The organism is Phenylobacterium sp. (genome assembly GCF_041691455.1).
In the GTDB taxonomy this organism is placed as follows: Bacteria; Pseudomonadota; Alphaproteobacteria; order Caulobacterales; family Caulobacteraceae; genus Phenylobacterium.
This window is the reverse complement of record NZ_JBEPUO010000032.1, coordinates 25,516-37,400: the sequence shown is the minus strand read 5'-3', so window position 1 is coordinate 37,400 and position 11,885 is coordinate 25,516. Positions and strand designations below refer to the sequence as shown.

At 69.7% G+C, this 11,885-nt stretch carries 8 protein-coding genes and 1 pseudogene; 5 read left to right on the top strand and 4 right to left on the bottom strand.

What is annotated here, in order from left to right; genetic code table 11:
- The 4 genes and pseudogenes from glnA to ACESMY_RS20840 form a co-directional block, all read left to right on the top strand.
- Positions 1–637 (top strand): annotated as a pseudogene (gene glnA, locus ACESMY_RS20855) (glutamine synthetase); the annotation flags it as partial.
- An 82-nt stretch (positions 638–719) separates the two neighbouring features.
- Positions 720–980 (top strand): hypothetical protein, encoded by a 261-nt coding sequence (locus ACESMY_RS20850; RefSeq protein ID WP_372786551.1) that lies wholly within the window; start codon positions 720–722, stop codon positions 978–980.
- Between the two features lie 58 nt (positions 981–1,038).
- Positions 1,039–2,967 (top strand): M61 family metallopeptidase, encoded by a 1,929-nt coding sequence (locus ACESMY_RS20845; protein ID WP_372786550.1) that lies wholly within the window; start codon positions 1,039–1,041, stop codon positions 2,965–2,967.
- Entirely contained in the window at positions 2,951–3,634 is a 684-nt protein-coding gene (locus tag ACESMY_RS20840; protein ID WP_372786549.1) for a hypothetical protein, read from the top strand. Before ACESMY_RS20845 ends, ACESMY_RS20840 begins: the two co-directional genes overlap by 17 nt.
- Here ACESMY_RS20840 and ACESMY_RS20835 read toward each other — a convergent pair.
- The 4 genes from ACESMY_RS20835 to ACESMY_RS20820 form a co-directional block, all read right to left on the bottom strand.
- Complete coding sequence (locus tag ACESMY_RS20835; protein WP_372786548.1) at positions 3,631–5,463, bottom strand: tetratricopeptide repeat protein; 1,833 nt, start codon at positions 5,461–5,463, stop codon at positions 3,631–3,633. The two genes, ACESMY_RS20840 and ACESMY_RS20835, sit on opposite strands and share 4 nt — an antisense overlap.
- A 124-nt stretch (positions 5,464–5,587) precedes the next feature.
- Positions 5,588–8,002 carry a hypothetical protein gene (locus ACESMY_RS20830; RefSeq protein ID WP_372786547.1) on the bottom strand — a complete coding sequence of 805 codons (2,415 nt, stop codon included), beginning with the start codon at positions 8,000–8,002 and terminating at the stop codon, positions 5,588–5,590.
- Complete coding sequence (locus tag ACESMY_RS20825; protein WP_372786546.1) at positions 7,981–8,724, bottom strand: hypothetical protein; 744 nt, start codon at positions 8,722–8,724, stop codon at positions 7,981–7,983. Before ACESMY_RS20825 ends, ACESMY_RS20830 begins: the two co-directional genes overlap by 22 nt.
- A gap of 11 nt (positions 8,725–8,735) precedes the next feature.
- A complete protein-coding gene (locus tag ACESMY_RS20820; RefSeq protein WP_372786545.1) occupies positions 8,736–9,647 on the bottom strand; it encodes an alpha/beta hydrolase in 912 nt (303 codons plus the stop codon).
- Positions 9,648–9,819: 172 nt separating this feature from the next.
- Here ACESMY_RS20820 and parE point away from each other — a divergent pair, with 172 nt between their 5' ends.
- Positions 9,820–11,880 carry a DNA topoisomerase IV subunit B gene (gene parE, locus ACESMY_RS20815; RefSeq protein WP_372786544.1) on the top strand — a complete coding sequence of 687 codons (2,061 nt, stop codon included), beginning with the start codon at positions 9,820–9,822 and terminating at the stop codon, positions 11,878–11,880.
- Positions 11,881–11,885: the final 5 nt, after the last annotated feature.

Genomic DNA, 11,885 nt, shown 5'->3' with positions numbered 1-11,885 from the left:
CAAGCCGATGTTCGCCGACAACGGCTCGGGCATGCACGTCCACCAGTCGATCTGGAAGTCCGGCAAGCCGCTCTTCGCCGGCGACAAGTACGCGGGCCTGTCGGACATGTGCCTCTGGTACATCGGCGGCATCATCAAGCACGCCAAGGCGATCAATGCCTTCTCGAACTCGACGACCAATTCCTACAAGCGCCTGGTGCCCGGCTACGAAGCCCCGGTGAAGCTGGCCTATTCGGCCCGCAACCGCTCGGCCTCTATCCGCATCCCGCACGTGGACAGCCCCAAGGGCAAGCGCATCGAGGCGCGTTTCCCCGATCCCATGGGCAACCCCTACCTGACCTTCGTGGCCCTCTTGATGGCCGGCCTCGACGGCATCGAGAACAAGATCGATCCCGGTCCGGCCATGGACAAGAACCTCTACGACCTGCCGCCGCGCGAGCAGAAGAAGGTCCCGGAGGTCTGCGGCTCGCTCAAGGAAGCCCTCGACAACCTCGACAAGGACCGCGCCTTCCTCAAGAAGGGCGGCGTCATGGATGATGACTTCATCGACGCCTATATCGAGCTGAAGATGGAGGAGGTCATGCGCCTGGCGCTGCACCCCCACCCGGTCGAATTCGACATGTACTTCAAGTGCTAACCGGCGAAAGCTGACCGAAGACCAGGGCCGCGGCGCAATCCGCGGCCCTTTTCTTTTGGGGTCAGGCACCCACCTTGACCGTATGCCCGGCTGGCTCGGCACTCTTCTGGCGTTCGCGGCGTTCCTGGCGCTGGCCCCGCTCGTGGCCTGGCTCGGCCGGCGGCATGGCCGCAGCATCAAGGGCGGCGTTGCGCTGGCGTCGATGATGCTGGGCCTGGGCCCGGCTTTCGATCCGCCGCAGAAGGCGCTGATCGAGGCGAGCGAAGAACAGGTCAAGGGCGGTGACGAGACCGGCGAACCGCCGACGCCCAAACCGAACGGCGATCCGTCATCTGACGGTTGAGCTTTGCGCCGATGAGGCCCTACAACGGGAAAACCGCCCCCGTTCGAGGTCATCTCCGTTGAAGCCAGCCCTCTTCGCCTGCGCCGCCGTCCTCTGCCTTGCCGGCTCCGCGGCCGCCCAGACTTCGCCGGGACCCCAGCCCTTTCCCATGCCGCCCAGGACCGAGGCGCCGCAGGACCTGCCCTACCCCGGCCTCCTGAAGGTCACGGTCGACGCCACCGACACCGACCGCCACATTTTCCGCGTCCACGAGACGATCCCGGTCGCCAAGGCCGGGCCGATGACCGTGCTCTATCCGCAATGGCTGCCCGGCAACCACGCGGCCAACGGCCCGATGAAGAACATCGGCGGCGTGGTGTTCCACGCCGACGGCAAGGTGATCCCCTGGATGCGCGATCCGGTGGAGGTCTTCGCCTTCCACATCGACGTGCCGCAGGGTGCGACCAGCATCGACATCGACTTCGACTTCCTCTCCGCCACCACCGGCGACCAGGGACGGATCGTCATGACGCCGGAGATGCTCAGCCTGCAGTGGATCTCGCTGGCCATGTATCCGGCCGGCCATTTCGCGCGCCGCATCCAGATCGAACCCAGCGTCCGCTTCCCCGAAGGCTGGACCAACTTCTCGGCCCTGGAGACCGCCGGCGTCGAGGGCGGCGTCACCCGGTTCAAGGCCGTCGACTTCGACACCCTCGCCGACTCGCCGATGATCGCCGGACGCTACGCCCGGCAGATCGAGCTCGATCCGGGCGGCCCGGCGCCCGTGCGCCTGGACGTCATCGCCGACCGGCCCGAACTACTCGACGCCACGCCCGACCAGGTCGAGAAGCACAAGGCGCTCGTGCAGCAGGCCTACAAGCTCTACGGCTCGCACCACTACAATCACTACGACTTCCTGTTCTCGCTCTCCGACCGCATGGGCGGCTCCGGTCTGGAGCACCATCGCTCCAGCGAGGACGGCACCATCCCCGACTACTTCACCAGCTGGACGAAGACCCCGTCGGCGCGAGACCTCCTGCCCCACGAATACACCCACTCCTGGAACGGCAAGTTCCGCCGGCCGGCCGACCTCTGGACGCCGAACTTCAACGTACCGATGCGCGGCTCGCTGCTCTGGGTCTACGAGGGCCAGACGCAATACTGGGGCTTCGTGCTCTCCGGCCGTTCTGGGCTGCTCTCCAAGCAGGAGTCGCTGGACGCTCTGGCCGCCACCGCCGCGACCTACGCCAGCCGCATCGGCCGCGAATGGCGCCCGGTCGAAGACACCACCGACGATCCGGTGATCGCCTCGCGCCGGCCGATCCCCTGGGTGAGCTTCCAGCGCAGCGAGGACTATTATTCCGAAGGCCAGCTCGTCTGGCTCGACGCCGACACCCTGATCCGCGAGAAGTCCGGCGGCAAACGCTCCCTCGACGACTTCGCCAAGAGCTTCTTCGGCGTGGAGAACGGCAGCTGGACGCCGGTCACCTACACCTTCGATGACGTGGTCGCCGCGCTCAACAAGGTCGAGCCCTACGACTGGGCGAGGTTCCTCAACGAGCGGATCAACGAAGTGGCCCCCAAGCCGCCGCTCGACGGCCTGGCCCGCGGCGGCTGGAAGCTGGTCTACACGGAGACCCCCACCGACTATTTCAAGTCGGCCGAGGCGCGCCGCAAGATGACCGACCTCACCTATTCGCTCGGCCTGGCGCTCGGCCGGGAAGCCGACATCACCGCGGTGCAATGGGGCGGCCCGGCGTTCAAGGCCGGCCTCGCGGTCGGCGGCAAGCTGATCGCCGTCAACGGCATCGCTTATGATTCCGACCGGCTGAAGGAAACGATCACCGAGGCCAAGAAGGGCGGGCCGCCGATCAGTCTCCTGATCAAGGCCGGCGACCGCTACCGCACCGTCGACATCGACTACCACGGCGGCCTGCGCTACCCGCGCCTGGAGCGCATCGAGGGGACTCCGGACCTGCTCTCGGCGATCTATGCGGCGAAGAGATAGGCTCTCGGTCCTCGGGCTGCTGGCCGCCGTCGCCGCGCCGGCTTCGGCCCAGGAACTGGGCCATGGAGGCGTCACCAGCGTCTTCGGTCCGGGCGACGAGAAGGTGCTGGCCGTTCCGTCGGACGCCGAAGTCATGGCCGCCGCGCCGCAGGGGCGGAAGCCTCAAGGCAGCGCCGTCATGCACTGTAAGGCGGCAGCCTCAGGAGCGCTCACCGATTGCCAGCTCACGCTCGCGCGCGGCGCGGGGTTTGGGGCGGCGCTGCTATCCCTCGCACCCAAGTACCGGGTCGTGCTTCCGCAGGGCGCCGACGAAGACCGGGATGTCGTGATCACCGCGAGTTGGCCGGTCCCGGACACGCCCGCCGACTGGCGGGTCGAGCCCAAGGCCGGCGACTTCTCGATCAGCTATACGGACGCGGCCTGGCGGTCGGGCAAACCGGGCTATGCGGTGATGAACTGCCAGCAGGGAACGCTCGGCGATCTCCGCCAGTGCATGGCCGTCTACCAGAACCCGCCGGGAAAGGGGTTTGGGACCATGTTGCTGGCGTTCCAGTCGTACCTGAAGCTCAAGCCGGCGACGCTCGACGGCAAGCCAATCAGCTCTGCCGTCAATGTGGGCTTCCATTTCGCCGCGCACCTCCCGGGCGAGCGGGGCGCGCTCCCCTAGCCGGCCGTCGGCGCCGCGGCGGCGGGTGCGTCCCCGGCCGCCAGGCCGTAGCGCTTGGCCTCCTGCGGGAGGTTGGGCGCGATGGCGGTGGCGGCCTGGATGTCGGCGTCGCCGCCCGTTTTATCGCCCTTCTGCAGCTTGGCGAGGCCGCGGCCGTAGAGCGCCCAGGCGGCCTTCGGCTGAGCCCGGATCGCGGCGTCATACTGCTTGATCGCCTCGTCGACGCGCCCCAGCCGCAGCAGCACCAGGCCGCGGTTGTCGAGCACGACAGAGGTCTTGCCGCCCCGCTTCACCGCCGCGTCGCAGTCGGCCAGCGCGGTTTCCAGCTCCTTGCCCCAGGCCGCGCGGGTGAAACAACGGGCGTTCAGCACCTGGGCGGCGTCCACGTCCTTGGGATGGGCCGCGAGCCAGCTGTCGTACTCGCGGATCCCCTGTTCGAAGTTCCCGGACCGGGTATAGGCGCTGCCAGCCCGCAGCGGCAGGTTGTGGTTCTCCGGCGCCAGCTTGATCGCCGTGTCGAAGTCGGCCTGGGCGCGCGTCAGGTCGTGGCGCTGGATCAGGAGCTCGCCCCGGGTCATCAGGGACTGGACGTCGTCCGGTTGCGCCTTGAGGGCCTGGTCGAGGTCGGCCATGGCCAGCACCGGCTGGCGCGCGCCCAGATGGGCCAGCGCCCGATCGTGATAGTGCCGCGCCTCGTTGGGCTCCAGTTCGATCGCCTTGGTGAAGTCGGCGATGGCCGCGGGGAAGTCGCGCCGCGCGGCCAGCGCCGAGCCCTGGCGGCTGAAGTCGGCGGCGGTGGTCGGCGCCCCTTCGGTCGAGGCCGCGGGAGGCGTAGCGGTCGCGACCGTGACCGGCGCCGGCTGGGCCTGAACCTGCTGAGCCCCCGCCTGATCGAGCTTGAATACCGGGCCGCCGTTATAGGTGAAGTAGATCTTGCGCTGGCTCTTCGAGACCAGGATCCGGTGAGACAGGAAGAAGTCGGTCCCCAGCAGCATGTCGGTGTTGGCCATGTCGAGGTCGGTGACCCGCAGCCGCGTGTTCTTGATCTCCTCGTCCCCGATGGCGAAACTCTCGAAGGGCGAGATCGAGGTCTCCAGCCCCTTCCCGCCGAGCCCGTAGATCAGGCCCGCGGCAAGCACGCCCTCGGAGCTCGGCCGGATGCCCGCGCGCGCCGCGGCGGGCGTGCTCAGGTAGGAGAACGTCGTGGCGGAGCTGAACTTGACGCGGATGCTGTGGCCGTCGACCCGGGCCCTGGCGATCACGGTCGACAGCGCCGGCGTCGGGTTTTCGATCGGGATCCTGGAGACCGTCTTTCCCTCGGACCAATAGGCGAGGTTGGCCGAGCCGCATTTCTCGGTCTTGAAGAAGCGGATCACGCCGTTGGCGAGGTCGTACTCGACGTCGAGGGCGCCCAGGAAGTTCTGGCCGATGGCGCCCGCGGCGAGCGGACCGCCAGCCCGGGGCCCGACGAGGAATTCCTGGTTGCGGAAGTTGTTGCCCAGGAATTCGAAGCTGTCGGCCTTGGCCACCTTGGCCTCCGCGTCGGCGCCCCCGATACCGCTGACCCGCAGGCCGAAGGGCGCCAGCGACGGTTTCATGCCGAACCGGGCGGCCGCGTCGGTGGAGACCATGCTGTAGAAGTCGCCGCTGGCCACCGCGAAGGTGGCGTCCCGCCCATTGATCTTGGCCGCCACCGTGGGCCGCCCGTTCTGCATCCTCACGGGCAGCTCGGCGACCTTTTCGAGCTTGCAATCGGCGGCCCAGACCGGCGAGGCCACCGTGGCCAGGGCCAAGGCCGAGACGGCCAGGAAGACGGATTTGCCAGTCATGCGAACAACCCCGGGTTTGATCCAGCCGAGCCTATGACCGATTTTCCCGCCGAGAATTGCGGAATCGTTACCGTTGCGTCAGCCCGGTAATTTCCGGTTCGCGCCACAACGACGCCAAGGCCGATCAGTCGTAGTAGTAGGGCGTCGTCTTGGCCCACGCAGACCCCGCGTAGCGGGCGTGCAGCAGCTTGAAAGCCCTTTGGCCCGAGTGCTTGTGGCTGCCGCCAAAGTGGCCCACGTGGACCAGCCAGTGCAGCGCCTCCGGCACGCGGGGATCGCCGCGGTGGGCCTTGGCGTAGTCGATCATTTCATCCCAGGCCGCGACGCCGCCCGGCGGATAGGGCTGCGGCTTGCCGTCGTAGCGCTGGTCGAAGGTGGTGAAGTAGCGCCGCTCGACGGCCGCGCGGGCCTGGCCGGCGGCGATGAAGTCCGGCAGGCGCACGGGCGAGGCGCCCACGCCGCACTCGCCGAGGCAGGTGAGGTCGGTGCGCGGGTCCGGCGTGCCGCGCCCGTCGCCATACCAGGCCTGCACGCCGAAGCCGTCGTTCTGATAGTTCGCCAGCGGCCGCGGCGCTCGGGGCGGCGGCGCACGGGCGGACATGATCACCCAGTCCGTCCAGTAGCTCTGGAAGTCGACCACCCGGGCGCCCTCCGGCCGGGTGAGGTCGACCAGGTCGTCGCGCAGCCCCGGGATCTTGGCCAGCACCAGGAACTCTGCGAACCGCTTGTCGGGCCCCGGCTTCGCGGCGACCACGCCCCGGAAGTCGGCCGCCATCAGCGGCAACAGGGTCGCGAGGTCGCGCGACAGGGTGTCGATCGCCGCATTGTCCTGCAGCTGCACGGCGCGGCCATAGCTGGTGAGCGCCACGTCGAGCCGAAGCGCCGGCCGCAACCCCTTGTCCTGCGAAATGGCGATCCGTGTGGCCAGCGGCGCGCGATCGATGGCCGCGCGCGCGTCCTCGCCGAAGCCGGTCGTCCCCTTGCCGCCGACCCCGTCGTAGATTCCGCTCGGCTGGATGGAGTCGTTCCAGAACTGCCGGACACAACTCGGTTCCTGCGCCTTCGCATTGTCCCAGGATCGTAGATCGTCCGGGCAGAGCCGCTTGCGCAGGGCGTATCGCATGAAGTCCTCGCGGCTCGCCGCCGCCTGCGCCCGCTGGGCCGTAAAGATGTTGCGGTCGCTGAGGGACAGGTCGCGCCGCGCTAGGATGGCGTCCAGCCGGGCGCGGCTCGCCGCCGCGGGTCGGCTGGAGAGCGTCAGCCGGATCAGATGATACTGCACGGTCAGCCAACCCGGGCTGGCGGGCGCCACCGCGTCGCCGGCCTTCGCCAGCTCGGCCGCCCCCGGATCGCCGGGATCGGTGAGGCTGAGCGCCGCGATCAGCCACGCCACGTCACGTCCGGCCTGCCAGCGGGCCCTGGCGTGGTCCAAGGCCGCCCTTCGCGCCGCCGCAGCCTCGGCCGCCTCCTGCTCAGAAGTGCTCTCGCCCGAGCCAGCGACCGGGCGCGCCCGCATGGTGGCGATCCAGTCGATGAGCTCCGGCTTCGTCGCTTCGGCGTCGGCGAGCTCGGAATAGTCGCGAAACATCACAGCGAAGTCGGCGGTGGGTTGCGGCTGCGCCAGCTCGCGGCCCACCTGGGCCAGGAATTCCTTGGGCCGCTCGTGGAAGGCCAGCACGCTGCGAAGCGGCTTCACCTCGCCCTGGCCGAAGGTCCCCGCGGGCGCCGCGGAGAGCGCCGTCAGGGCCACCTGGGCCTTGGCGAAGGCGTCCAGCCCCGGCTGCGCCAGGGCCCCACGGACCCGGGCGCGGGCGGTCAGGTAGAGGCCGCTGCTCCTCCAGGGCGAGCCCCGGTCGCGCGCGATCTCCGCAAACCGCACCGCGGCCTCCTCATTGCGCCCGTCGTAGAGCGCCTGGGCCGCTTCCTGGTAGGCGCGGTCCGCCATCAGCCAGGCCGGCGCGCCGGCCAGGGGCGAGGGCATGATCACGCCGGCCTCCCTGCAGCTCTTAAAGACGGCGTCCTGGGTCGCGAGCCAGGCCCCCACCTCCCGCGAGCCCGCGCCGTGCTGCGCAATGCGCTCCTTCAAGACCGCCGTGGCGGTGTCGAACGCCTCGTCGAAGCAGTTGGGCATAGAGGCGTAGTTGGGGCCGTCCCGTTCGGTCCGGATGTAATCCAGCTTGACCGCGCCCGGCACCATGACGCGGGCGGCCAGCCAGGCGCCTTGGCCGGTCCCCGGCGAGCGCGACGCCCACCATGAGCCTCCGCAGCAGGGCCGCGACAGCCCCTCGCCCGCCACCGCCCCCACTTTCTGGCCGTGCAGCAGCCGCCAGCTGATGAACAGCATAGGCCTGGGGGCGGTCGGCATGACGATGCCGGTCCGTCCCTCATAGAAGGTCTTCAAGTCCGCCGGATCGCCGCCATACTCGTCGAGGTACCAGGGCGCGCTTTCGCTGGGGCCTGAGGCGCGCGCGAGGCCGCTCCAACTCGACGCCAAAGCCAGCGCCGCGAGCAACGCCGTCAGCCGCCGTTGGACGCCCATCCCCCTACCCTCCGCCGCAAGGCCTGGAAGTCCGCCGCTGTCCAGCTTCGCGGACTGAAGAGGTAAATCCTCCGCTGCGTCGGCGCGCGCCGCAATGGCGCATCGGTGGAGACGGCCAGCGCCGCGCGGCAACGCGGATCGGCGAAGTCTCCGCCGGCCTCCAGCCTGCCCCGCAAGGCCGCACCGCCGGGGCCCATCCGGAACAGCATCGGCACGATCTCATCAACCGGCGCCGCGCCCAACCAGCCCTCGGTGTCGCACCAGGAAGCGAGCGCGGTCATCGACAGGCTCATGTCCCGTGGCAGGTCGCGGCGGACGTCGCTCAGCAGGTCCAGCAGGATGCGTCGCTCGGACCTTCGGACTTCGAAGTCGATCTGCGCGCGCCGCACCCCGGACGCGCGCAGCAAGGCCAGCACAGCCCTCGCCGCCGCGGCGCGCTGCTGCGCGCTCCACGCCAAGGGGTGGTGATGATCGATCTGGATGTGGACCACCGCCGTCGTGACCTGCCCGGGCGGGGCCAGCAGCGGAAACCTCCGGCCGCGCGCGATGACAGCATCGCCCGACAGCACGACAAAACCGGTCTGCACCGCAACCTCGACGTCAGGCCCGATGAACCGCAGGTCCTCCGGCCGCTCCCAGCCCCAGACGACCAGCCGCTGCGGCGCGGACCCCGCTGAGGTCGCGGCGCACCAGAGGGCCAGGACGAGGAGCGCGATCCGCACCGCCGGCGCCGTCAGCCGCCCAGCCGCCCGTCCATCCAGACGCCCGCGGCGGCGATGGCCCGGCGGGCGGCGGCGAGCTGGCCGCCGAAGGCGTGCCAGACGTGGATCATCTCCGGCCAGACCTCCAGCCGGACATCGACCCGCGCATGCCCTGCGCGTTCGGCCAGCATCAGGCTGTCGCCCAGCAGCGCCTCCTCCGACCCGACCTGGATCAGGAGCGGCGCGAGGCCCGCGAGGTCGCCGAACAGCGGCGAGGCCATGGGGTCGCGCGGGTCCGATCCGCCGAGATAGGCCGCGGCGCTTTCGTCCAGCCGGTCCTTGCTGATCATCGGATCGTCGGCCGCCTTCGAGGCATGGGTGTCGTGCGACTGTGTGAGGTCGACCCAGGGGCTGATGAGGAGGAGGCCCGCCGGCTGCGGCAAGCCTTGGTCCTTCAGCGCCAGGGCCATGGCCAGGGTCAGGCCGCCGCCCGCGGAATCGCCGGCGATCACCGTCCGTTCGGGTTCGGCCCCATGGTCGAGCATCCAGCGGTAGACGGCGAGCGCGTCCTCCACCGCCGCCGGACAGGGGTGCTCGGGGGCCAGCCGGTATTCCGCGACGATCGCCGTGGACCGGGCCGCCTCGGCCAGCCTGGCCGCCAGCGGCCGATGGCTGCGCGGACTGCCGCCCACATAGCCGCCGCCGTGCAGGTAGAGGATGCGGCGTCCGTCGACGGCGCCCAGCGGCGCCACCCGCTCGCACTTCACCCCGCTCGCCGTCAGGGGCTCGTGGAAACAGCCGGACGGCAGGGCGCCCATTTCGCCAAAGGCGTCCATCGCCGCGCGCTGCTCCTGGCGGCTTGGGGGCGGCGCGCCGGGCGCAGGCTGGCGCGACGCCAAGAGCGCCCTCACGCCTGCGATTTCCGGATCCTTCCAGCTCGACATTGTCCGGCCCCTTTAGGTTTGATTGGAGCCCGGCCAAGCGCGGCTGTCGAGAGGCGCCCTTTCCGCGGCAATTGAGCGTAAGAGTGCACGGCGCAACGCCCCGCCGCATTGCCTTCGCGCCTGGGGCGATTCATATCGGGCGCAGTCAGAATCGCCCCACGCTTACCGGTCCATGTCCCCGCCTCCCGCCAAGTCCGCCGCCCAGCCCCAGGCCTCCCTGTTCGACGACGCGTTGAATCCCGCGCCGGCGTCGCCGCTGGCCGAGAGCCACGAGCCGCGGCCACAAGGCGCCGCCCCGACCGGCGGCTATTCGGCCAAGGACATCGAGGTCCTCGAAGGCCTCGAGCCGGTCCGCAAGCGGCCGGGCATGTACATCGGCGGCACCGACGAGCGCGCTCTGCACCACCTCTTCGCCGAGGTGCTCGACAACGCCATGGACGAGGCCGTCGCCGGCCACGCCAAGGTCATTTCCGTGCGCCTCGACGCCGACGGCCTGCTGACCGTGGTCGACGACGGGCGCGGCATCCCGGTGGACCCGCACCCCAAGCATCCCGGCAAGTCGGCGCTGGAGGTCATCATGACCGTCCTGCACTCCGGCGGGAAATTCTCCGGCAAGGCCTACGAAACCTCCGGCGGCCTGCACGGGGTCGGCGTCTCAGTGGTCAATGCGCTGTCCGAACGGGTCGAGGTGACGGCCTGGAAGGATGGCTTCGAATGGCGCCAGGCCTTCACCCGCGGGCGGCCGCTGGGCGGCATCGAAAAACTTGGGGCCACCCGCAAGCACGGCACCGCCATCGCCTTTTCCCCCGACCCGGTGATCTTCGGCGAGGGCGTGGCCTTCAGGCCCGCCCGCCTCTACCGCATGGCCCGCTCAAAGGCCTATCTGTTCGGCGGCGTCGAGATCCGCTGGTCCTGTGACCCGTCCCGCATCCACGACCAGACCCCGGCGGAGGCCACCTTCCGCTTCCCCAACGGCCTCGCCGACTTCCTGGCCGAGCGGATCAAGGACATCGAGACCGTCACGCCCGAGCCCTTCACCGGCCGCTATTCCCGCCCCGGCGAGAGCGGCAAGGTGGAATGGGCCATCGCCTGGACCCCGGCCGGCTTCGGCGAGGCCGACGGTTTCATGCAGTCCTACTGCAACACGGTCCCGACGCCGGAAGGCGGTACCCACGAGGCCGGCCTGCGCGCGGCCCTCACCCGCAGCCTGAAGGCCTATGCCGAACTGACCGGCGAGAAGCGCGGGACGATCCTCACCGCCGACGACGTGCTGGCCCAGGCCGGAGCCCTGGTCAGCGTCTTCGTCCGCGATCCGGAGTTCCAGGGCCAGACCAAGGAGCGGCTGTCGTCCGCCGACGCCCAACGGCTGGTCGAGACCGCGCTGCGCGATCCCTTCGACCACTGGCTGACGGCTCAGCCGAAGTCCGCCTCCGCCCTCCTCGAATTCGTCATCGAACGCGCCGAGGAGCGGCTGAAGCGCCGCAAGGACAAGGAGGTCGCCCGCGCCTCGGCGACCCGCAAGCTGCGGCTGCCCGGCAAACTCGCCGACTGTTCGGGCAACGCCATCGACGGCACGGAGATCTTCCTGGTCGAGGGCGACTCGGCCGGCGGTTCCGCCAAACAGGCCCGCGACCGCAAGAGCCAGGCGATCCTGCCCCTGCGCGGCAAGATCCTGAACGTCGCCTCGGCCACCCTCGACAAGCTTGGGGCCAACAAGGAACTCACCGACCTCCTGCTGGCGCTGGGCGTCCAGGGCGGGGCGAAATTCAAGGAAGAGGACCTGCGCTACGACCGCGTGGTGATCATGACCGACGCCGACGTCGACGGGGCCCACATCGCGAGCCTGCTGATCACCTTCTTCTACCGGACCATGCCGGACATGATCCGCTCAGGACGGCTCTACCTGGCGCTGCCGCCGCTCTATCGGCTGAGCCACGGGACTAAGATCGTCTACGCCCGCGACGACGCACACCGCGACGAGCTGCTGGCCGGGGAATTCAAGGGCAAGAAGCCGGAGATCAGCCGCTTCAAGGGCCTCGGCGAGATGATGCCTTCGCAGCTGAAGGAGACCACCATGGATCCTTCCAAGCGCACGCTCGCCCGCGTCACCCTGCCGCGCGCCGAGGAAGTCGTTGAAGCGCTGGTCGAGCAGCTCATGGGCCGCAAGCCCGAGCTGCGCTTCCAATTCATCCAGGAAAACGCCGAGTTCGCGGTCGCCGACCTGGACGTCTAGGCCGT